Below are 23,168 nucleotides of genomic sequence, written 5' to 3' on the forward strand. Positions count from 1 at the left end.
CCACAACACCCCACAACACCCCACAACACCCCACAACACCCCACAACACCCCACAACACCCCACAACACCCCACAACACCCAAATACACAAAACAAAGTTTTAAATTCTATGCTATAATGCCTCTTTTAAATTCAAAAAGGAAAGCTATGCTAAAAAGCGTTTTGCCGCTATCTTTTATCATCTCCACACGGTTTTTTGGTTTGTTTATAGTTTTACCTGTTCTTAGCCTTTATGCCTTGGATTTAGAGGGTTCAACTGCCTTTTTAGCAGGTCTTCTAGTTGGCATTTACGCATTTACTCAGATGTTTTTTCAAGTTCCCTTTGGGATTTTAAGCGACAAGATAGGACGCAAAAAAGCCTTGCTCTTAGGGCTTATCATCTTTATCATAGGCTCAATGCTTTGTGCTTTGGCAAATGATATTTACACTATGATGATAGGCAGAGCCTTGCAGGGTGCTGGGGCTATTGGGGCTGTGGCTAGTGCACTTATAAGCGATTTTACCAAAGAAGAGCAAAGAACAAGGGCTATGGCTATAATGGGTGCTTTTATAGGACTTGCCTTTTGTGCTTCTATGGTTCTTTCTCCTCTTTTAAGCGAGAAATTTGGGCTTTCAAGCCTCTTTTGGCTAAGTGCTTTATTGAATGTATTTTGCATAATCTTGCTTTTTACTGCTGTGCCAAAAGAGCCAAAGCTAAGAGTTATCTCCAAAAAAACGTCCCTCTTGGCTCTTTTAAGGCAAAAAAATCTAGCCCTAATGAATCTAACGAATTTCATGCAAAAGATGCTAATTTCCATAGCCTTTTTTCTCATACCCCTTGTTTTGATACAAGGCCTTTCTTATCCAAAAGAGGAGCTTTGGGTGGTGTATTTATGGGCTATGGTGGCTGGCTTTTTGGCTATGGGTTTTGCTGGAGGATTTGGAGAAAGAAGGGGGCTTGGTAAGTTCTTGCTACTTTTTGGTGTCGTGCTTTTTGCCCTTTCTTTTGTGCTTATAAGCCTTGTTTTTGTGGGAGTTTTTAAGCACTCTTTAAGCTCTACCTCCCTTTTTATCACTGCTATAATCATTTTTTTTGCTGGTTTTAATCTACACGAGCCCATAATGCAAAGTTTAGCCACTAAATTTGCAACTGTTAATGAAAGAGGGGCTGCCCTTGGCGCCTTTAATGCCTTTGGCTATTTAGGCAGTTTCATAGGAGCACCTTTGAGTGCTTTAATGTACTCGCACCTTCATATGCTCTTTTTTACAACAAGCCTTGTTTTTTTCATTTGCTTGTGGTTTGTCTTGCTTTGCTTTCTTAAAAATCCAAGCGATTTTAAAAACCTCTACTTGCCCCTACACACAAGGCTTGATAACTCTCTTTCAAGCCTTAAAGGCATAGTAGAGATCTACTCAAATTCAGCTAATTTAATCATAAAATACGATTCAAAACTTTTAAATGAAGAAGAACTAAACTCCTTAATACTTGCTAGAAAAGATTAAATTTAGCTTGAATTTAAGGCATAAAGGCATATTTAGTAAGAATGCTTTAATAGGATTTTTTCTTATAAATTTTAGGCCAAATTAAAATTAAGAAGATTTTTTCTTATCAACTTTGATAAATTATGATGATAACACTGTTTTAAATTTATCCTCTTAATTTACTTTAAATGAATAACAAAATTTTCTTTTTTAGCCCTTAATTTGGCAAGTCTAAAATGTGCATAGCCCCTTGTACTACGCACTTGCAAAGGTGCAAAAAAAATTCACAACTGCATTGAGTTAATTTCGTTTTTTTGCAAATTTCGTTGTGCTTTACAAAGAAACTTCGTTTTGCTGATTTTTCACAGTTTCTATAATATGCCTTTGGCTACGCACTTACAAGTGAAATGAAGTAAAAAATAAGCCTCATAAACTTCAAACTCGCCACTACTTTTCCAAAAAAATTTTGCCTATTTTATAAATAAATTTTGTTTTGCTGATTTTTCACAGTTTTTAACGGTTAAAATGTGAATTTCTAGCAAACTTCTATTTACAAAAACACAAAAACTTTTGCAAATTTAAGCCTCTTTTGGACTCTAAGCCTTTGCAAGATTGTAAGCCACAAGGCAAAAATACCTCAAATTTTCTCTTAAATTTGGCAAACTTTGTAAATGAAGCATTGTTTTTCATATAAGTTTCTTTAAAATGAGCTTGGATTAAAATGTATTTAGCCTTTTTAAAAACTTAGCTAAATTTTAAGGCTTTTTGACTTAGTAGAAAATTAGCTGAATTTTAAGTTTAATTTTTTATCAAAATTTATAAAAGTTGATAAATTTATCTCTCGGTTTAATTTAACAAAAATATTTTAAGCTTAAATGCCGTAAAACTAAGAGGCACAAATTTTGATCTCATTATATAAGCTATCTCTTTCAACAGGTACAAGCCCTGCTGTTTGTATAAGCTCTATGAAGGTATTTAGGGCTAGTCCCTTGGCACTTTTTGCCCCGCCTGCACTTTGTATGCTTTCTTTTTCTATGGTTCCATCAAGATCATTTGCACCAAATTCCTGTGCTACAAGGGCTAAATTTATACCCATAGTAGCCCAATACGCCTTAATATGAGGCACATTATCAAGCACAAGGCGTGAAATTGCAATGGTTTTAAGTATCTCCTCGCTATCAGCTTGCTGTTTTATGGGCAAGAAACTATTATCCTTTTGCCAAACAAGGGGTATGAAGGCATTAAAGCCTCCTGTTTTGTCCTGTAAGGCTCTTAGTCTTAGCATATGATCTATTCTATGAGCCTTATTTTCAATGTGTCCAAAAAGCATGGTAGCATTGCTTTGACGTCCTTTTGAGTGCCAAAGCTCGTGGATTTTAAGCCAGTTTTGACTACTTACCTTGCCCTTGCAAATTTTCGCACGAATTTCCTCATCAAAGATCTCAGCCCCTCCTCCTGGCATAGAATCGACCCCATATTCTATCATCCTCTCAATGCTTTCCTCATAAGAAAGCTTCCATCTTCTTTTTAAAAAGTCTATCTCAGCAGCCGTCATAGCCTTTATGTGAAGATGGGGATATTTTTGCTTGATCATCTTAAAAATTCCCAAATACCACTGCCAACTCGTGTCTTTATTGTGTGCTGAAACTATATGCACCTCTTTTATGCCCCTACCAACAGCCTCATCAACCACAGCCATGATCTCACCGTGGCTCATAAGATAGGGGTTGGGATTTTTCCTATGTGCTGAAAAGGCACAAAATTTGCAAGTATCAGCACAAATATTTGTAGGATTTATATGACGGTTTATGTTGAAATACACCTTTTTTCCGTGAAGGGTGCTTCTTTTTTTGTGGGCAAATTTAGCCAAGGTAAAAAGATCTAAATCATAAAGCTTATAAGCTTCATCCTCGCTAATTCTTCCCTCATTTTCAAGCTCTTTGATTAACTTAGTCATTTTTGCTCCCTTGTAATAAGGCAGATATTATAGCCTAAATTTATTAAGTTTTTACAGTTCCTAGCTCTTAATTTTTATTCTTTAAATTCTACGGTTTTTAAGAGCTTGAATTTTTAAAACTCTTAAAAAAAGAAGATTTTTTACTTAGAAAATTTAACTAAATGATTTTAAATTTGCTATAATTTCTTTTATAAAATTTTTTTTAAAAGGATAAATTTTGCTACTAAGTCAAAAGCTTAAAAAGGAATTTGAAGATTACTGTTTAGGTTATACAAAACACTTTGTAAAGCAAGGTTCTTTTAGCCTTTATCACTCAAAGGAGCTTGATAATTTTGTAAAAAAGGCTTATTTGGCCTTGCTTGATGAATTTTTTGAAAGCTTTTTGCCAACAGTAGAAAATATCCCCTTTTGCGTCATAGCCACAAAGGCTTATTCTGATTTTAAGCTTGGCGCAAATGAAGCCCTGCCCTTGCTCTTCATCTACAAAGACATCAAGGCTTTTAATTTAAAGCCTATGATTAAAGCCTTCATAGCCCTTTTAAATGACATAGGACTTGTGATAGAGTATCAAATTTGCGAGCTAAGTGGCATAGTTGGAAAATCAAAAGATTTAAGAGCCTTTGGGGTGCGGTATTTGTGCGGATCAAAGACCCTTTTTAAGCTTGCAAGGGAGGAGTTTAAAAGGGGCTTGAATTTACACAAAAAAGAATTTGTAGAAGAGCTTTTTGCGTATTTTCAAGGCTCTCAAGGCTTAAGTTTTATTAAACAAGAATTTAACATCAAAAAAGACTTTGGAGGCATAGAGGATTATGCTAGGCTTGATTCCTTGCTTAGCTTATTTAAAGAAGGTCCTAAAAATTATGCCCTAGACTTTATAACAGAAAAAGAACTAAGTGAGCTAAGGCTTGCTATGGACTTTATACTTTCCTTAAAAAGTGCTATGAATATACAAAGCAAGAAGGATATAGATATATTTTCCCTTGCAAATGCACAAAATTTAAGCCTTTTGATGAGAAAGAAGGATAAAAAGCACCTAGACGCCAAGCAATCCTTGCTTCAAAAAGCCCTCTCTTGTATGCATACAGTTGGCATCTACACCCGCTTTATAGCTACTGAAATTCAAAGAAAAGAAAGTGAGTTTAAATTTGAGCCTATAAATGAGGGCATCTTTTGTAAGGCAAAAAATAGAATTTTTTTAAACAAAAGGGAAAAATTCAGCGACATAAAGGGCTTTTTAAATGCCTTACATAGTTTAAATGATGAGTATCTTGATTTTGATCTAAGCCTTGCTTTTTATCTAAGGCAAATGAGATTAAAGGGCTGTGAGAATTCATTGCTACCTCTTAAAACCTTGCTTTATAGAAGGCATAGCTTTTGTGTGTTAAAGCTTTTGTTTGATTCTGGGGTGCTTAAAGATTTAATCAAAGCTTATGCACCGCTTTATTTCTTGCCTGATGAGGAAAGCGTTTATAGTAGAGATGAAAATGCCTTTTTGATACTTAGAGAATTTGAAAGACAGATGAATGATTATGAGGTGCTTAAAAATTTAAGCTCACAAGAAAGAATGATGACAAAGCTTAGTATATTAATGAGTGCTAGCAATGAAGAAAATGAAGTATCCTTGGCAAATATTTATAGAGCGCTTTGTTCTAAATTCAATATAAGCTCAGATCTTGTGGAGTTTGGCTTGATCTTATTTAAGAACTTTTATCTAATGAAGGACTTTGTAGAAAAAGAAGACATTTATAACGAAAGCATTATAGGCACTCTCATCTCAAGGCTTAAAAGCCTTAGAAATTTAAAGATACTCTATGCTCTTAGCTTAATTAGTGCAAGGGCTTTGAATATAGAAGGGCATTTTTTCTACAAAGGACTTGACGCCCTACTAAACAACGCCCTTGCAGGCTTTGAAAACGCTGAATTTTTAGACGAAAGCACAAGGCGGGTTAAAAAGGAACAAACCCTTCGCAGAAGCCGTGAATTCTTACAACTTGACAGCTATATGCAAGATAAAATCACCCACATTGAATCAAATCTTTTCATCATCAAAAACCCCTTTGAAAAGATTATAAAAATAGCAAAAATTGCCCGTGAAAACGACTTTAAATTCTGGCTTGATAATGAAAAAAACTTCATTTTAGAACTAGTTAGCGAAAACAAAAAGCTTGATTTACAAGGCATATTAAATGCTTTAAGCAGCCTAAACCTCGTCTTTATGAGCTTTTTTCAGCTCTTTGATGATAAGGTGTATTTGAAATTTGAGTATGCAAATGAGGTAAGCGAGGGGCAAAAAGAAAGATACGCTGAGCTTTTGCAAAAGAATTTAAAGGCACACAAAAATGATTTTAAAAAAATTAGCATTAAAAAAGATGAGCTAAAATTAGACCTTGGCTATTCAAAGACCTATGCGAAGCTGAATTTAAACACCAAGGACGAGCAAGGTTTGATGGCATTTGTGATGAAAGCCTTTAACGAGCAGGGTTTAACTTTGTCAGCTGCTAAAATTCAAACCATAAGACAAAGAACAAGAAATACCTTTTATTTGCAAAAAACCCCAAATTTAGACGAAGAAAAATTACTAAAATCCCTAACAAGTGAGTGAAAATGTGTGGAATAGTAGGCTACATAGGAAAAAATGAAAAGAAAAGCCTCATCTTAGCAGGCTTAAAAGAGTTAGAGTATAGAGGCTACGACAGCGCAGGGCTTGCGGTGTTAAGAGAAAATGAGCTTGATTTTTTCAAAGCCGTTGGCAAGCTAGAAAATTTAGCAAATAAATGCAAGGGTTTTCAAAGCAGCGGGGAGGGCGTAGCCATAGGGCATACGCGCTGGGCGACTCACGGAAAGCCCACAGAAATCAACGCTCATCCTCATTTGGGTGAGTATTCTTGCGTGATTCACAATGGCATCATAGAAAATTATAAAGAACTTAAAGACAGCTTAGAAAGCAAGGGCATAAACTTTGTAAGCCAAACAGATACAGAGGTAATTGTCCAGCTTTTTGAGCTTTATGCAAGGGAAAATGAGCCCTTTGTCGCCTTCAAAAAGGTTGTGAGTGAATTAAAGGGTGCTTTTGCCACGCTTTTAATCACCAAAAAAGCCCCAGATTCAATCTTTTTTGCCAAAAACTCAGCCCCCTTAATCATAGGAAAAAGCGAGGATAATGAGCTTTTCTTTGCCTCAAGCGACACGGCTTTGATGGGACAGTGCGAGGAGGTGATTTATTTAGAGGATTTAAGTTACGGGTTTGCAAGTAAAAATGAGCTTAAAATTTATCAAAATAACACCTTGCAAAGCCCTAAATTTAGCAAGCTCACAGGGGATAAAAGCCTAGCACAAAAGGACGGCTTTCGCTTTTTTATGGAAAAAGAAATTTACGAACAAAGCAGGGTTTTAAGCGAGGTTTTAATGGGACGCATAAGTGGCAACGAGGTAATCTTTGATGAGCTTGAAAAGGAAGATTTAAGTGCCTTTGATGAGCTTAGCCTTTGTGCTTGTGGGACAAGCTACCACGCAGCCCTTGCGGCTAGCTATCTTTTTGAAAGATTAGCAAGGATTAAATGCAAGGTTGAGGTGGCTAGTGAATTTCGCTACCGTGAGGCTGTGGTGCATAAAAACTCCCTTTTCATAGTCATCTCTCAAAGCGGAGAAACCGCTGACACCCTTGAAGCGCTTAAAATAGCCAAAGAAAAAGGCGCAAAAACCTTTGCTGTGTGCAATGTGGATAATTCTAGCATAACCCGCCTAGCACATCTAAGCCTTTTAACAAGGGCTGGCATAGAAAAGGGGGTTGCCTCCACAAAGGCTTTTGCCACTCAAATTCTCACTCTTTGGATGCTAGCCATCTACATAGCACAAAAAAAGGGGCTTGATATGAGCGAGGAAGTAGCTGCCCTACTTCACACTCCAAATGTTTGCAAGGTAAATGCGAGCTTGCACGAAAAAATTCGCCGCCTCTCAAAAAGATATCTTGACGGACACGGCTTTTTTTACATAGGACGCGATGTCTTTTATCCTCTCGCACTTGAAGGTGCTTTAAAGCTAAAAGAATTAAGCTATTTGCACGCTGAGGGCTACGCGGCAGGTGAGATGAAGCACGGACCCATAGCCCTTGCAGATAGCAAGCTTTACACCATAGCCCTTTTACCAGAGCATAAGCTTTATGAAAAGGCTAAGTCAAATGTAGAGGAGCTTGTAGCAAGGGACTCCACCCTACTTGTCATCTCGCCTTTGGAATTTGAGCTTGCTGATGATTTCATTAAAACAAGCATACAGGGGCATTATATGTGTGAGTTTTTTGAGATGATGGTGATCATCCAGCTAATAGCCCTTGAAATTTCCATCCGTCTAGGTAATGATGTGGATATGCCTCGCAATTTGGCAAAAAGCGTTACTGTGGAGTGAATTTAGTGCTTTTTAGGGCTTGTTTCTTTTTTTTGAGCTTAGCAGCTTTGTCTGCTTTGTTTTAAAAAATTCACGCAAAGCGTGAATTTAACTTGCAAATACACATTTCTTGGCGTTTATAATGCGTTTTGTTGGTAAAATTTAGGCTTTTAACTTGAATTTGTCATATTAAGCGTTACAACCCAGCGGATTGCAAGGCGTAGCCAAAGCAAAAATATCCATAAATTCACGCTTTAGCGTGAATTTTTGTAATCCATTGTCAGTAATAAATATTCCGCACGAAGCCCCACTCGCCCTTGCTTCGTGCTTTCGCACTTGCAACCCACTAGATGCGGAGGGAGTTTTTACTTCACAAGGCTTACAACCTTCTGGGTGCGAAAAGGGGTGGAGGTAGGTATTTCTTAAAAAATATTCATCACTCTTCATTTTTAGCGTTTATAAAATGTGAAACGACACAAGAAACTTTCGTATAACAAAAATGTATTAACTCGCATACCGAAGTAAAATCCATAAAAAATTCACGCAAAGCTAAAAAATATCAAAAATTACCTGAATTTGTTGTAAATTTTCCTTAAATTCAAGCATTTTTTGCAAATTTATCAAAGAAAATTTCACCAAATTCAAGCTAAATCACGCTTTTTTGCTACAATGTGTCTTTTAAAAGAATACACAGTGACCTTGGTAATCGAAAATGTAAAAGAGGAATTTTTATCCGCAAGATAGTGTGTTAGTCTAGCAAATAACATTTCAAGCAAAATAGCTGTGTTAAGGAAGAGATCAATGAGCACAAAGAAAAATAAAGACATTTTAGATAACATAATGAAAGAAAACTATTTAAGGTTAAGCAAAGATGCCATTGTCGCAGCTATGTTAAAGCAAGAAGTAGCAGGGCAAAGGGTGTTTTATGTCTATCTTAAACAACAAGGCTATGATATAAGCCCTGAAAGTATGGATAAAAATCAAAGCGATGGTATAGTTGGCAATACTATCATAGAATGCAAGCTAGATGAAAATGAGGGTGGCGGTGTAAAACAGGCTTACCAAGAGCTTTTTGACATAATACCCACAAGATTAAAACAAAAGGGCGAGAAAATCCCATTTTACCGCATATATGTAGAACTTGAAACATTTTTGGTTGAAGTATATGACTGCCACTGCAAACTCAAGGATAAATTCAGCTGGTTTGATAACCACGGTAATTTTAAACGATACTTTGAGGACACAAAAGAAAGTTATGAATACGACTTAATGGATAAAGATGTCGATTTGGTAGAGCTTATACAAAATATCTACAAGATGATGAATGTCAGCACAAAATTAGAGGCTTATGGATATTTAGAGCGAGGACTAGCTGGCTGGTTTAAGCCCTTTGACATAAAAAAACATAACATAAACAAACTTATCTTAAACAATGACAAAATGAATGAAAAATATGTGCAGAAAATGGAGGGAGCGTTTTTTACTCCATCACAATATGTAAAAATTTCTACTCAATATGTGCTAAATGCCATTAAAAACGCCAAAAAAGATGGCTTTGATGATTATGTGATAATAGATAGATGTGCTGGAGTGGGAAATTTACAAAGTCAATTTGATGAGGATATTTACCCACATTTAATACTTGGCACAATCAACAAAGCGGAAGCACTAACAGCAAATATCCGCTTTAATGAATTAGCACGGGTTGAGGTTATGGATGCTTTGAGCCAAAAGGGTGTGAATTTTTATAAAAAAGCCATAGAAAACTACAAAAAACAGCATAATGTTAAAAAACTAGCCGTGATTTTCCTTGAAAATCCCCCTTACGCACAAACAAATTCAAACAAGGCTGGTGGCATAAAATCTGATTATCAAAAGACTTGGGTTCATACGCAAATGCAAAAGGGCGAGGATTTAGACGAACAATTTGTCTTTTCGTGCTTTGAGTATTATGATCCTTATGCTTACATACATTATGGACCGATTAAAATTTGGAAATCAAGGCATTTGATAGACAAGGAAGTAAAAGAAGCCTATCTATGCAATAAGAAGTATTTTAATGCTGGAGAATCTGCCATTGCCCTTTTGCATTGGACTTCAAAGGATAAGGTTTATGAGGAATTACATTTTAAAAACGATATAGATGATGATTTTGTGGTTAAAAAAGTGCATTCAACTATATCAGAGCTTTATGCGGACGATGGACAAGAAAATGGTGTTTGTGTGATTGAGGCAAGGAATTATTCTTTTGCTTCGCCAAGATTAACAGGTAGCATCAATGACGATGCAAAATACGGCAGAAAATGGATAAGCGAGGCGAATTTGCTTAAGGTTTTGCCACTTTTTTGTGCTGCAAGAGATGAAGTGTCTGAAAATGGGACTATAATAGAGGGCAAAAGGGATTACCGCATTGTAGATACAGTTTATAAGAGTGCAGATAAAGGCACAGCTTATCAAAAGGACAGTGAATTCTTGCAAGACTGTTTGCTTTACGCACTTTGTACGCAAAAGAATTCTTGTTTAAGTGATAGCAAATTTTTCATTGTCGCAGAAAAAAAGTTAGATGAGAAGAGAAAAAAGAGTGAGATTTATCAAATTTATAGTGATTTATCCAAAGAAACAAAGCTAAATGGACTTCGCAATATAGAAAGCTATAAAAAAGAGGAATTTGGCAAGCTATGGAAATACCACAAACTCTATCCGCAAATAAACAAACTAAAACTCGCTTTAAAAGGCTTACATTTAGAAAAAATTCGTCCAAAATTGCTTGAGTATGAGCTGTTGAAGTGAAATTGCATTGAATTTTAAAATTCCTTTATAGCAAAATTTGCTATAAAAAATAGCCGAAAAATTATGGCTCAATCAAACTTAAATCAAAGGGTTTTTAAGCTAAGTCCTATGAAAAATAAATACATAGTCCGTTTCCGAATTTCGCAGATATAATTTAGGGAAATTTTGCGTTATTTTTTACTTAGCCTTTCGGCTCATCCATTTACAAGAATTGACTTAAAAGCGAAAAAATCGCCAAACTTTGTAAAATAACTCGTGCTTACGTGAATAAAATTTTACTGTAAATTTCGAATTTTAACCCTTAAAGAATGCGAAAAAGCATATAAAATGAGTGCTGAGATTGAAGTTGATGAGAGTTATTTTTTGCTTCGTTTCGTCTTGCAACTGCAAGCAGAAGGAGCAAGGCGTGTTCGTGGACAAAGGGGGCGTGGGGCTAGCAAGAAAATGTCTGTGTTTTTGCTTCGTACTCTTGCAACTGCGAGCAAAAGGGACTTTGCGAAGTTTAGACTTGCTAAATTTCGTGGGATAAAAAAAAAAAATTTTATACTTCATTTAAAAGAAACAAAATTAAGGCGAAAATTTTGAGACAAAATCTTTATCAAATTTTATTAAAGTTGATATGGTAAAATCCTATTAGAGTATCTTGAGCCAAACTAAAATCTAAAAAACGCTCAAATTGAAAGGATAGTTACTATGCTTAAAATTTTAAAGATTATTCACGGTTTTCCACCAGATTTTATGGCAGGAAGTGAGGTTTATTCTCATACACTTACTAAGGAATTATCTCTTAATGGGCATAAGGTTTTTGTTTTTACACGCATAGAAAATGATTTCTTACAACCTTATACAATTTTTGATGAAATAATTGAATTCAAACAAAAAAATGTAAATCCAATTTGTATAAGACGCATTAATAAACCAAAAGATTATATTTATAGAGATAAATTCTTTGATGAGAATGTAGAAAAAGCCTTTAAAGAATATATGATGGAAATAAATCCAGATATTGTGCATTTTGGTCATCTTTGCCATTTATCTATAAATCTTGTTCATATTGCAAAATCTTTAGGAAAAAGAATTGTTTTTACCTTGCACGATTTTTGGCTATTTTGTGTAAAAGGACAACTTATCAATCAAAATGGAGAAATTTGCCAAAATCCAAGTATAGAAAATTGCCAAAAATGTTCGCCATATAAACCAAAAATACAAGAAGTAAAGAAAATGTTTAATGCATTGAAATATCTTAGGGATAAAATAGATATTTTTATTGCTCCTTCTCACACCATCCGTAATTTTTTCATTGAAAATGGAGTATCAAAATCTAAAATAATATACCAAAAATATGGATTTGATACAAAAACAATAATTTATAAACGAAGAATATTTACTAAAAATGCTAATATTAAATTTGGATTTATGGGAAGGATTATACCTACAAAAGGGATTGGCGTATTACTCAAAGCATTTAAAGATTTGCCAAATGAGAGTTTATATATTTATGGAAATATTAGTAAAACACAGATGAGATTCTTACAATTGTCAAATGTAAAATTTATGGGAGCTTACAATAACGCCGACATTAACAAGGTTTTAAATTCTATTGATGTGCTAATCGTCCCGTCAATTTGGTTGGAAAATTCCCCGCTTGTAATACAAGAAGCATTTTTATCAGGCGTGGTAGTTATTACTTCAAATATTGGCGGTATGAACGAACTTATCGGAAAGAATGAAGGATTTTTATTTAAGGCTGGAGATTCTAATGATTTAATTAAAGTTATAAAGAAAATCAAGCAAGATTGCAGAATTCTTAATACCATTAAAGATAATAGACATAAAGTTGATTCTATTCAAACAGATGCAAAGAAAATACTTAAAATATATTATAGTCTCATCGAAAAAGATAAAAATATAGACTTGCAACAGTATAAACTTAAAAGAATAACTATTGATACAAATCCAGATACTTGTAATTTTAGATGTAAAATGTGCGATACGCATAGCATTTACAATAAGCATTTTAAGAAATTAAGACCTGATATGTCATTAGATATTTTAAATAAAACATTATTGGAATCAAAGCAAATGAAGGTAAGCGAGATTATACCTACAACAATGGGAGAGCCGATGCTTTATAAATATTTTGATACAATTGTAGATTTTTGCTTACAAAATGACATAAAACTTAATTTAACGACTAACGGCAGCCAGCTTTTTAATAAAAAATATAATGTGAAATATATAAAAAATAAACTTTTACCTGCGTTAAGTGATATAAAAATTTCTTTTAATAGTTTAGATTATGCCGTTAATGAAGAAATTATGCGTAACACGAATACAAGAGATGTTTTGGCTAAAATAGAAAGATTATGTAGTATGAGAGATAAATTTTTTCCAAGAGTTAGTATCACTTTGCAAATGACATTTATGAAGAGTAATATAGATTCTATAAAACCTATTATTGAATATGCAATAAAACATAAAATAAATCGTATAAAAGGACATCAATTATGGATAACGCATAAAGAATTGGAAAATGAAGCTATATACAAAGATAAAGAGTTTATAGAGCTATGGAACGAGCTTGTTTTATCGCTTGAAAGATATAAAGATGATATAAGGCTTGAAAATTTTACCCCCATACAAGATAGCACAAAGGCAAAAGGGAAATGCCCATTTTTAGGGCAGGAATTGTGGGTAAATTATAGGGGCGATATTTCAGTATGCTGTGCACCAGATAAGCAAAGAGCAAGTTTGGGGGATTTTGGTAATATCACACACATTTCGCTTGATAAAGTAATTTCATCAGCTAAATACCGTAATCTTGTAAAACATTATCCCAAAATGGAGGTTTGCCAAAAATGCTTAATGAGAAAATAGAAATTTCACTTGACGAGACACATCATACAATAGGCGATACATCTCTTTATGCAAAGAGGTATGCCAAAGTTTTAAGTTTTCATAATGGTATAGCTCCTGTATATGAAATTGTTAATAAAGATAAGAACTTATTTAAAGCATTCTTTATTGATATAAATAATACAAAACTCTTTGGACGAGAATTTCAAAAAGCTTTTGGATTTTATGAAGGTTTAGCTTGTGTATGTGATGAAAGTGGATTTTATCATATTTTAGAAAATGGTAAAGACGCTTACAATAAAAGATTCCTGTGGTGTGGAAATTTTGTAGAAAAAGCTTGTGTTGTTAAAAATAGTAAAGGTAAATATTTTCATATTGATATATTTGGTGAGCCTCTTTATAGGTATAAATTTGAATATGTTGGAGATTATAAGTATGGGATTGCAGTTGCATTATTAAAAAATGGTAAATGTATACATATTTTAAAGAATGGTAAACGGCTTCATAATAAAGAATATGAATTTTTAGAACCATTTCATAAAGGCTTGGCTATTGCGAAAGATGAGAAAGGTTATTTTCATATTGATAAATCAGGAAGCGAACTTTATAAGCAAAGATATGCAAAGCTAGAACCATTTTATAATGGCAAGGCTTTTGGACTTAATTTTGATGGCAATAAAATTTTACTTGATGAATCTTGTATAAGGATAAAATCTCAAAGTGAGGTATTAAGTAATATAAATAAAGATTTTATAAAGAATCGCATTTCAAATGAAGCTTTTTCTTTCTTTAAAACGCGTATTCTTTATAGCATTTTAGAACTTAATGTATTAGAGAGTTTAAAAGGCAAATTAAAAATAGAGTTAGAAGAATATCCAAAAAATCTCATTATTCAATGGCTTATAACAAATGGCTACATAAACAAAAATCTTAAAGTTACAACAAAAGGAAATATTGCGTTAAATCTTAAACCACTTATTTCTTATTGGCAGAATTTACCATTTATAGCGAGCTTGGATTTAGAAAAAAGTCTTAAAGAAAATACAGAATATTTTAGTAAAAGATTTGGTATGCCTTATTTTAACTATATCTTAAATAAAACCCATAAAAGTGAAGCACAAAAATTCAGTTTTATTTCTAACTTTTATACAAAAGATTATGATATTTCCGCTCTTAAACTTAACGATGAAACTGTATGCGATATTGGATGTGGTAGCGGTATTTTACTTGATAAAATTCATAAAAAATTTCCACATATAAAAACTATTTATGCCGATAAAGAAGATTTTAGGATATTTAAGCGTAAAATATTTAAAAAAATTGATTTTTTCAAACCTTTATATATTAAAGCTGATGTTTTTATTATCAGTAGAATTTTACACGATTGGGACGATAAAAATGCAATAAAAATTTTAAAAAATATATCAAAATGTATGGATAAAAATAGTGTCTTGCTTGTGTTTGAAGCCATTGTAGAAATAGACAAAATGGATAGTTTAGATCTTTGTTTTCATCTGTTGAATTTTTTAGGTGGCAAAGAGCGTAGTTTAAAAGAATTTGAAGATATTTTTAATAAGAGTAATTTAAAAATCGAAAATATTATCGAAGGAAGTCTTATAAATATTATAAAAGTGAGGAAAAAATGAGGCTGATATACGAAAGTATGATAAAAAATTTAAAGCTTGTCCCAAGTGGCGTGAATGCAAAATTATTATTAAGGCATTCTATCCGTCCTGAAACAAATAAAATGAATGATGAGGTTGATTTTAAGTTAGGATTAACCAGAGAAGGCAAAGAGCTTGCAAGTTATTTTGGTAGATTTTTAGGCGGACATTTGGATAAAGATTTTAAGGTAAATATCAAAGGTGTAAAGTCGAGCAAATCGCCTCGTTGTATTGAAACTGCAAAAAAGCTTTTACAAGGTTATGGTAAAGAACTTCCTACAATAGAAGAAAGAATTCTACATTCTATGTGGATAGAAGATAAAATGAAATGGCAAAAGTTATTTGAGAATTATGATAAAGATTTAAAAATTTTATTACCAAAAATGCTTAATAAAGAAAATTTAGACGGAGTATATCCCGTAAATACAACTATAACAAAAATACTACTAGCTATGAATTTTAAAGATATAGCACAAGGTCCGAAAGATAGCTTATACAACCTCGATGTATTTGTAACTCACGATTGCCTCATTATGCTTTTTTTATCATTTTTGTTTAACAAAACTATCGAACAAATGCTACCTTGGATATATATGCTTGAAGGTTGCATTTTATGGTTTGAAAATGCTGTGCTTTGTATAGCTTGGCGTGGTAATATATATCGTATAGAACTTGAACCTACTATATTACAAGAAATTAAATTGTAGATATATAAGGTAAAATAATGAGATTTTTTATATTAGGAAATATAAATGCTGGAAAGAGCACATTTGCTGAGCATATAAAATTATATCTTAAAAATAAAGGTTTAGAGTATCCTATTTTATCTATTGATAATTTTCGTAGAAAGTATGGAAATGGTAGTCAAAAAAATGAAAATATAGCCCAAAATAAATTTTATTTATCTATCAAAAATACTAAAAATGCCATCATTGAAATGGTTGGATTTGGCAGTATAGGGGCAAAGATTATAGAAAGTTTAGATAAAAACAGTTGTATAATAATATATATAGAAAGTCAGCTTAGTGTTTGTCTTGAAAGATTAAAAAAGAAAAAGAAAATATTAAAAAATATCCCATACCCAGAGTCTATAAATAATATAGAGCAAACTATTCTACATTTAGATAGTTATTTTAGAAGTGGCAAATTGCAAGAAAAATGGAATAATGTTTGTTTAAAATTCTATAAAATAAATACTACTAATAATCCTAATTATTTTATTGAGCGATTACCATTAGAACATTACCATTATTTAAGCGAGATTGTTTATCTACTTAAATATTCAAACTACAAAAAACTCATTTCTTTCGGCGGACTTGGAAGAGGAGATATAAACAAGTTTTCAGATATAGATTTAATCCTTATCACAAAAAAAGAAATTCTATCAGTGTATTCACTATTAAAAAACTTTTTTGAATCTAAAAAAATAAAACAATTTATAATATATACCTTAGATGAAAAAATTATAATAAAAATTTTTAGCCATATTCTTATTGAAATTGCTGTTATCCATAAATTTAGCAAATATATACTATTTTATTATGGTTCAAATATAAAAGATATTTCAAAGAGTATTTTATTAGGAGATGAAAAATTAGAGAAAGAGATAAAATATTCACTTAGATCTTACATTCCAAATACAATAAATAAAGATATTTGCTTAAAAAAGCTATATTATTATCTTGAATTATTACAAAAGGCATATTTGAATAATGATGATTTTAGATTCTATTTTATGAATAATTTAGTTGTGATACAAATCGTTAGATTACTATGTTTAAGGGAAAATATAACTGAATTTCTTTATTGCCCTAAAAATATAAATAAATTACTAAAAAAATATAAGATTCAATCAATCCTTTGGAATATAACAATTAATAAGAAAAAACACATTGATGAGATGTATAAAATTTTAAAAATGTTTGAAGCTGAAATTTATAAGGCAATACTTAATTAAAATGATCTAAGTAAAACAATGTAAAGTTATGATCTTTTTTTGAGATAAAGATTTGAGGTTTCACTTCAAAAAATACAAATTTAGACAAAATATAAAAAAATTGATAAAAATAGGCTTTTTTAATAAAATGTTAATTTGATGAATTTTTGCATTTTTGACAAATAATCATATTTTTAAAACGAAAAACACACTATTTTTGCCAAAACAAAAACTAATCAATGTTTTATTGAAAAAAAGCCAAAAAAATATCCATCAAAAAACTTTTAAAATTGATGATAGAAATCTTGTTAATTTTAATTAAACCATATAAAATACACTTCAAATTGTTTCATCAATTTTTATGACTATTTTTTACTCTTCACACCGATTTGATGATATTCAAAGCCTTTTTGTGCGAGATTAAATTTGTGATAAATGTTGCGCCCATCAAAGATGATGGGCTTTTTGAGTGCCTTTTTAATGGCTTCAAAATCAGGATTATAAAATTCTTTCCACTCCGTTACAAGCACCATTGCATCGGCATTTAATAGAGTCTCATATTGATTTTGGCAAAAGGTAATAGAATTTAAAACATCGCGTAGATAAAATTGTGCTTGTTCTTGTGCCTTTGGGTCAAATGCTTTCACTTTCGCACCTCTTTTTACCAACTCTCGCACGAGTGTGAGTGAGCTAGCCTCACGCGTATCATCTGTTTGTGGCTTAAAGCTTAACCCCCACAAAGCAAATTCAAAGCCTTGCAAATTTTGACCGAATTTTGCCGTGATTTTTTCAACCAAAAGCATTTTTTGTGCCACATTTACTGCTTGCACAGCCTGCAAAATGCACGGAGTGTAGCCCTTATCAAGTGCTATTTTTTCGAGGGCTTTTATGTCTTTTGGAAGGCAACTGCCTCCATATCCACAACCAGGGTAAATAAAGCTATGCCCTATGCGTGTATCTGAACCTATGCCACGCCTTACATCGTTGATATCTGCACCCACACGCTCACAAATTTGGCTCATTTCGTTGATAAAACTAATTTTTGTAGCAAGCATTGAATTTGCTGCGTATTTTGTCATCTCAGCAGACTCCATACTCATTGTAATAAATCTATCATTTGACACAAGAAATGGTGCATAAAGTGTGTGCATAGTTTGCAAAGCCCATTCTTCTCCATCAGTGCCTATGATGATTCTATCAGGCGACATAAAATCTTTAATCGCCAAGCCCTCTCTAAGAAATTCAGGATTTGAAACTACGGCAAATTCAGCTTTAAAGGCACATTTGGCAAGCTTACCAGCTATGATAGCTTTAAGCTTTCTAGCTGTGCCTATAGCAACAGTGCTTTTAACCACGATGATATAGGAATTTGATGAGTTTTTATATCTATTAAATTCATCATTTGGCATACTCAAACATTTAGCAATGTCGCTTACGACTTGACGCACAAAACGCAAATCCGCACTCCCAGCCTCGCCCATAGGCATGCCAACAGTGATAAAAATAATTTTCGAGCTAGAAATAGTCTCTTTTACATCTGTGCTAAAGCTCAAACGCCCAGCATTTACGTTATCTTTTATCATCTCAGCCAAGCCTGGTTCGTATATAGGCAACTTGCCCTGCTTTAAGTGAGCGATTTTATTTTCATCATTGTCAAGGCAAATAACTGAATTTCCCATTTGTGCAAAACACGCCCCAGCCACGAGTCCTACATAGCCACTACCGATGATAGCTATTCGCATAGTTGTCCTCTTATTTTGATATTTTTAGATATTTTTGCGTAAAAGATTATCAAAATGGCAAATTGTTTTTTCTAAACCATCTTTTAATGCGATTTTAGGTTGCCACTGTAATTTTTTTTGTGCTAAGCTAATGTCTGGTTTTCTTTGTTTAGGGTCATCTTGTGGAAGTGGGTAAAATACTATTTTAGATTTTGAATTTGTAAGGGCTAAGATTTCTTGTGCTAATTCTAAGATGCTAACTTCACTAGGATTTCCCATATTTACAGGTCCCACAAAATCATTACAAGAATCCATTAGCCTTATCATCCCCTCAATCAAATCATCAACATAACAAAAGCTCCTTGTCTGCAAACCATCTCCATAAATACTAATATCCTCGCTTTTTAGGGCTTGAACGATAAAATTACTCACAACTCGTCCGTCATTTGGGTGCATACGCGGTCCGTAGGTGTTAAAAATACGCATTACCTTGATATTTAATTTACTTTGTCTGTGATAATCAAAAAATAATGTCTCGGCACACCGCTTACCCTCATCGTAGCAAGCACGAATGCCTATGGGATTGACAGAGCCGTTGTAAGACTCTGTTTGTGGGTGAATTTCTGGGTCGCCATACACTTCGCTAGTAGAGGCTTGAAGTATCTTTGCTTTTACACATTTGGCAAGTTCTAGCATATTTATAGCACCCATTATGCAAGTTTTTATGGTTTGCACAGGATTAAGTTGATAATGTATGGGACTTGCAGGACAAGCAAGATTATAAATCTCATCGACTTTTACATACAACTTGCAAGTAAGATCTTGTTGTATGAATTCAAAGCGTGGATTAGAAAATAAGTGAGCTATATTTGCCTTTGTGCCTGTTGAAAGATTATCCACGCAAAACACTTCATCGCCACATTCTATAAGTTTATCACATAAATGTGAGCCTAAAAATCCAGCCCCACCTGTTACTAAAATCTTTTTGTTTGACATTTTATTTCCTTGTTTTAGAAAGCTCTATCCCCAAAAACTACCGGCATTCAAATTGGTTTTGCTAGGCTCAAAACACCTTAGTAGGATTTTCTCTTACCAACTTTAACAAATTTTTATGAGAATATTGCCTTAAAATTTTGCTCTTGCATCTAAATTCAGTTTCTTTTAAAGTGAAGAAATTTTCTCTTTTAGCCATGAAATTTAGCTAAGCTAAACTTTGCAAAAGCTCAAAAAATCTATATTACATTGATATGATTTTACCAATTTGTGAATTCGTTTTTGCTGTGTTTGATCCTATGGTGTGTTTTCATGCCACAATAGATCTGACTTTCATAAGCCTTCCAATCATCTCCATAAGCCTCCATCTCATTACACTTGACAAACTCTGCACAACCAGCAACAGCTAAGTTGTCGAGCAATGCTTGACAACTTGTGTATAAACGCAACTATTTCGCTTCAATATACTAAATATGGGCATTTTCTTGTCATCCCAACGCCCACGCTTGCCACGAACACGCTTTGCACCAAAATAACTTTCATCAACTTCGATTTCACCACTCATCTTGCTGATTTTTTCGCACTCTTTTGCTATCAAAAGCTTGCTGCACTATTCTATTCACGCAAGGGCGAGAAACCTTGCACAAAACGGCGATTTTGCTTACGCAAATGTCAACACAAAAACACTCTAAGATTTGCCTAAATTTTCGCTCCCAAATGTAGGGCAAAAATATATACTAACATCGATTTTACCAACCTTTGGGCTGTAATTATATCAGCCAAAAGCATCAATCGCCTTTAAAATGATATTGTGTCAAATTAAAGTATTTTGAGCCAATCATTTATCTCAAGTCATCAAAAAAGCCAAAATGAATATGCTAGGTATTAAAAAGATAATACCTAACACAGCCATAATGCCAATGTAGCTTCGTTGTTTATTATTTTGAAGCATTAAACATTGCAAACTAACATAGTTTAATAAAACCATCATAAGATCTGTACTAAAAAAATACAGCTTAAATCTTGACATTATAAGACATTTTAAGATAAAAAATATAAACATTAAGGGCAATGCTCTTATTAGATAATTATAAAAACTCTTAGAGAAAAATTTATAATAAAAACACAAAATAGTAAAGATTAGCATAAGTGCACCGTTTAAAAGCTGCGCAATTATCATATACATACCAGAACTAACACCTCTACCAAAGGTATAAAAGCTTGGATATGTTAAAAGATTAATTAAATAAAGTAGCAGTTCAACAAAAACCAAGGCAACAAAATAGTTTCCATAGCTAGTTAAAAACAGCAATATTGCTTTCATATAAGTTTTTGTCCCATAGAATCTAAGCTTAATAATTGCGGATCGCTCTTTGTATCTTGCCATTTACATTCATATACTTTGCCAAAATCTAACCATTGTGCTTTTGTCGAATGTATATTGTGTTTGGTTCTTTTGTATTTTGTATGTGCAAATTTGATGCCCCTTTTAATCATCGCATTGTCGTAACTGTTATCATTTATATCCACAAAAGCACTTAAAAGGAAATTTTTTAATGCTTCTAATATTGCACCAGAGGCAAAAACATTACCCCAATATATAGCGGATTTTTCAACCTTATCAGCAGATAATTCACATTGAGTCAAAAAATTCTTATACGAATGCAAGGCAAAAGGTATTTGCCCCACAGCATCAGCCCAGTAAGGAATACCTTCCATTGAGACTAGTATATAGCCTTTAGCTCCGTTTTGTGATACCTTCCAATCCCCACTGCCACCACTTAAAAAATCACTATCGTTTCTTTGAATTTCTGCAAACTCCACCACTTCCCTCCAAGTAAAATATAAAACACCCAAGCTTTGACATTCTTGCCTGTCTTTTAACTTTTCATTTACATATAGTAGTTTATGATAATTATCAGCACTTGTTTCAAACCACTGAATGCCTTTGATTGCATAAAGTTCTTTTGCCTTTAATTTAGTTTCTTTTATATTTTTTCTTTAAAGGCTAAAAAGATGAACTCCTTCTTTATTATAAATTTTACTAAGATCTAAACAAAACCTTTTCTACAATGCTAAAAGGCAATAATAAATTACACAAGAGAAAATATATAAAAATAATTACACGAATTTTGATATATTTATACGCTATAAAGAGTAAAATTAAATAAATACAAAGCAAAACGCTTTCATATATAAAAAACACACTCTTAGACACAGTTAATTCTGTTTGCAATAATCCCCATAAATTCTCGTTAAAAACAAGACTTAGATCGCTCATAGCACAAAGACATAAATTAACACAAGGCAAAACAGTAGCAAAAAATCTCCATTTGGCTTTGAATATAAAAAATAATAAAGGCAAAAGAATAAAAACGACCCAAAAAATCCAAAGTTCTATCATTTTGTAAGCTCTTAGAATTTTAATTATTATTTAGCTAAACATATCAAGTAAAATATTCAAGCAAGGTTCTAACATTATAAGACCTAGCTAAAATAATGCAAGAAAAATCTTAAACTGTAATAATAAGCTAAACAACACAAAAAACATATTAAGACTATCACATATTTTCTTTTAAAATAAAAAACAATTCCGCAAGTTGCAAGAATACCAAATATAAAAATTACAACAAAGGCAATTTTAACCATATCTATTAAATATTCAGGATGTAGTATATATCTATATAATCTAAAAATATAAAACTCAAATGCTAAATAAACAATATATCCAAAATATACACACACAAAATATGTAATCAAAAAATTTTTTTTATAAAATATATCAACAAAAATACTTATAAAGCCACAAATTACACATAGTTCTATAGGATCAAAAGAACTAAGAGTATCATAAAATAAATAGTTTTGTATAAGCAAAAATAGACAGATTATCCAAAACAAGGCTATACAAATTTTAACAACTAAAACCATTTTTTACTTGTTCATTCCATTCACTAAGATATTTCTTAGCACAAGAACAATGAAGCTAAAACATACTATTAAAAAATAAATTAACGAAATATTTCTTTTAATATAAAATCTATCCATTAGTACACTAAGACAACCCAAAAAAATAACACAAAATACAATCCAATGTTTTAAAAATAATACCTTGACACTTTGCTCATTATGTATCAACTCATAGACAAAAGCATACATAGCAGTTATCCAAAGTAAGGCTATACAAATTTTCACAACCAAGATAATTTTTTTACTCGTCATTATTAAATTCCATGCATTGTTTTGTATAGTAATCATCATCGCATTTTACAGTTATGCCACTTCTATATTTAACAATCAAAGCAATTTTGCCTTGATTTTGCAAGATCTCATCTTTGTATTTTTCTACATATTCTAAAAATACTTTAAAAAACTCATCATTATTTTTCCATAAATCAATACACCCAGCA

The 23,168-nt window shown here is 32.5% G+C and carries 16 protein-coding genes and 2 pseudogenes; 9 read left to right on the forward strand and 9 right to left on the reverse strand.

Annotated elements, in window-relative coordinates; genetic code table 11:
* The first annotated feature begins 147 nt into the window (after positions 1-147).
* Positions 148-1,482, forward strand: a complete 1,335-nt coding sequence (locus tag DMC01_RS09285; protein WP_142693968.1) for an MFS transporter — start codon at positions 148-150, stop codon at positions 1,480-1,482.
* 865 nt (positions 1,483-2,347) lie between these two features.
* On the opposite strand, the gene mqnE is transcribed toward DMC01_RS09285, so the two are convergent.
* On the reverse strand, positions 2,348-3,418 hold the full coding sequence (gene mqnE / locus DMC01_RS09290) for an aminofutalosine synthase MqnE (protein WP_142693954.1): 1,071 nt from the start codon (positions 3,416-3,418) through the stop codon (positions 2,348-2,350).
* 514 nt (positions 3,419-3,932) lie between these two features.
* Here mqnE and DMC01_RS09295 point away from each other — a divergent pair.
* Together DMC01_RS09295 and glmS are read left to right on the forward strand one after the other, a co-directional pair.
* Positions 3,933-6,020: an ACT domain-containing protein gene (locus DMC01_RS09295; RefSeq protein ID WP_246059163.1), complete on the forward strand. Its 2,088-nt coding sequence runs from the start codon at positions 3,933-3,935 to the stop codon at positions 6,018-6,020.
* A gap of 2 nt (positions 6,021-6,022) precedes the next feature.
* Complete coding sequence (gene glmS, locus DMC01_RS09300) at positions 6,023-7,819, forward strand: glutamine--fructose-6-phosphate transaminase (isomerizing) (RefSeq protein ID WP_142693956.1); 1,797 nt, start codon at positions 6,023-6,025, stop codon at positions 7,817-7,819.
* Positions 7,820-7,987: 168 nt separating this feature from the next.
* Here the strand turns inward: glmS and DMC01_RS09305 are convergent, their stop codons facing one another.
* Positions 7,988-8,245 carry a hypothetical protein gene (locus DMC01_RS09305; protein ID WP_142693957.1) on the reverse strand — a complete coding sequence of 86 codons (258 nt, stop codon included), beginning with the start codon at positions 8,243-8,245 and terminating at the stop codon, positions 7,988-7,990.
* A gap of 354 nt (positions 8,246-8,599) precedes the next feature.
* Here DMC01_RS09305 and DMC01_RS09310 point away from each other — a divergent pair, with 354 nt between their 5' ends.
* From DMC01_RS09310 to DMC01_RS09335, 6 genes and pseudogenes are all read left to right on the forward strand, one after another.
* Positions 8,600-10,588 carry a hypothetical protein gene (locus tag DMC01_RS09310; RefSeq protein WP_142693958.1) on the forward strand — a complete coding sequence of 663 codons (1,989 nt, stop codon included), beginning with the start codon at positions 8,600-8,602 and terminating at the stop codon, positions 10,586-10,588.
* A 108-nt stretch (positions 10,589-10,696) separates the two neighbouring features.
* A pseudogene (locus DMC01_RS09315) lies at positions 10,697-11,161 on the forward strand (hypothetical protein); the annotation flags it as partial.
* Positions 11,162-11,281: 120 nt separating this feature from the next.
* On the forward strand, positions 11,282-13,465 hold the full coding sequence (locus DMC01_RS09320; protein ID WP_142693959.1) for a glycosyltransferase: 2,184 nt from the start codon (positions 11,282-11,284) through the stop codon (positions 13,463-13,465).
* Positions 13,447-15,090 (forward strand): methyltransferase, encoded by a 1,644-nt coding sequence (locus DMC01_RS09325; protein ID WP_246059166.1) that lies wholly within the window; start codon positions 13,447-13,449, stop codon positions 15,088-15,090. The genes DMC01_RS09320 and DMC01_RS09325 overlap by 19 nt, the downstream gene beginning before the upstream one ends.
* On the forward strand, positions 15,087-15,815 hold the full coding sequence (locus tag DMC01_RS09330; protein WP_142693961.1) for a histidine phosphatase family protein: 729 nt from the start codon (positions 15,087-15,089) through the stop codon (positions 15,813-15,815). The genes DMC01_RS09325 and DMC01_RS09330 overlap by 4 nt, the downstream gene beginning before the upstream one ends.
* A gap of 17 nt (positions 15,816-15,832) precedes the next feature.
* Positions 15,833-17,065 (forward strand): nucleotidyltransferase domain-containing protein, encoded by a 1,233-nt coding sequence (locus DMC01_RS09335; RefSeq protein ID WP_142693962.1) that lies wholly within the window; start codon positions 15,833-15,835, stop codon positions 17,063-17,065.
* Positions 17,066-17,409: 344 nt separating this feature from the next.
* Here DMC01_RS09335 and DMC01_RS09340 read toward each other — a convergent pair whose 3' ends face one another.
* From DMC01_RS09340 to DMC01_RS13610, 7 genes and pseudogenes are all read right to left on the reverse strand, one after another.
* The gene (locus DMC01_RS09340) at positions 17,410-18,786 is read right to left on the reverse strand and encodes a UDP-glucose dehydrogenase family protein (RefSeq protein WP_142693963.1); all 1,377 of its coding nucleotides are present in this window, start codon (positions 18,784-18,786) and stop codon (positions 17,410-17,412) included.
* A gap of 24 nt (positions 18,787-18,810) precedes the next feature.
* Entirely contained in the window at positions 18,811-19,761 is a 951-nt protein-coding gene (locus tag DMC01_RS09345) for a UDP-glucuronic acid decarboxylase family protein (RefSeq protein ID WP_142693964.1), read from the reverse strand.
* Positions 19,762-19,828: 67 nt separating this feature from the next.
* Positions 19,829-20,492 (reverse strand): annotated as a pseudogene (locus DMC01_RS09350) (IS1595 family transposase).
* Positions 20,493-20,605: 113 nt separating this feature from the next.
* Positions 20,606-21,082, reverse strand: a complete 477-nt coding sequence (locus tag DMC01_RS09355) for a hypothetical protein (RefSeq protein WP_142693965.1) — start codon at positions 21,080-21,082, stop codon at positions 20,606-20,608.
* Positions 21,079-21,585, reverse strand: a complete 507-nt coding sequence (locus tag DMC01_RS09360) for a hypothetical protein (protein ID WP_142693966.1) — start codon at positions 21,583-21,585, stop codon at positions 21,079-21,081. The genes DMC01_RS09355 and DMC01_RS09360 overlap by 4 nt, the downstream gene beginning before the upstream one ends.
* Positions 21,586-21,802: 217 nt before the next feature.
* Entirely contained in the window at positions 21,803-22,162 is a 360-nt protein-coding gene (locus DMC01_RS09365; RefSeq protein ID WP_142693967.1) for a hypothetical protein, read from the reverse strand.
* Positions 22,163-22,969: 807 nt separating this feature from the next.
* Positions 22,970-23,168 (reverse strand): hypothetical protein (locus DMC01_RS13610; protein ID WP_185908848.1); only part of this gene is annotated, 199 nt, incomplete at its 5' end.

The sequence above is a fragment of the Campylobacter troglodytis genome, from assembly GCF_006864425.1.
GTDB lineage: Bacteria > Campylobacterota > Campylobacteria > Campylobacterales > Campylobacteraceae > Campylobacter_D > Campylobacter_D troglodytis.

Bases quoted from the DNA above. Each gene is read 5' to 3' on its own strand.
- DMC01_RS09285 (WP_142693968.1), top strand. From the start codon at position 148: ATGCTAAAAAGCGTTTTGCCGCTATCTTTTATCATCTCCACACGGTTT.
- mqnE (WP_142693954.1), bottom strand. From the start codon at position 3,418: ATGACTAAGTTAATCAAAGAGCTTGAAAATGAGGGAAGAATTAGCGAG.
- DMC01_RS09295 (WP_246059163.1), top strand. From the start codon at position 3,933: ATGATTAAAGCCTTCATAGCCCTTTTAAATGACATAGGACTTGTGATA.
- glmS (WP_142693956.1), top strand. From the start codon at position 6,023: ATGTGTGGAATAGTAGGCTACATAGGAAAAAATGAAAAGAAAAGCCTC.
- DMC01_RS09305 (WP_142693957.1), bottom strand. From the start codon at position 8,245: ATGAAGAGTGATGAATATTTTTTAAGAAATACCTACCTCCACCCCTTT.
- DMC01_RS09310 (WP_142693958.1), top strand. From the start codon at position 8,600: ATGAGCACAAAGAAAAATAAAGACATTTTAGATAACATAATGAAAGAA.
- DMC01_RS09320 (WP_142693959.1), top strand. From the start codon at position 11,282: ATGCTTAAAATTTTAAAGATTATTCACGGTTTTCCACCAGATTTTATG.
- DMC01_RS09325 (WP_246059166.1), top strand. From the start codon at position 13,447: ATGCTTAATGAGAAAATAGAAATTTCACTTGACGAGACACATCATACA.
- DMC01_RS09330 (WP_142693961.1), top strand. From the start codon at position 15,087: ATGAGGCTGATATACGAAAGTATGATAAAAAATTTAAAGCTTGTCCCA.
- DMC01_RS09335 (WP_142693962.1), top strand. From the start codon at position 15,833: ATGAGATTTTTTATATTAGGAAATATAAATGCTGGAAAGAGCACATTT.
- DMC01_RS09340 (WP_142693963.1), bottom strand. From the start codon at position 18,786: ATGCGAATAGCTATCATCGGTAGTGGCTATGTAGGACTCGTGGCTGGG.
- DMC01_RS09345 (WP_142693964.1), bottom strand. From the start codon at position 19,761: ATGTCAAACAAAAAGATTTTAGTAACAGGTGGGGCTGGATTTTTAGGC.
- DMC01_RS09355 (WP_142693965.1), bottom strand. From the start codon at position 21,082: ATGAAAGCAATATTGCTGTTTTTAACTAGCTATGGAAACTATTTTGTT.
- DMC01_RS09365 (WP_142693967.1), bottom strand. From the start codon at position 22,162: ATGATAGAACTTTGGATTTTTTGGGTCGTTTTTATTCTTTTGCCTTTA.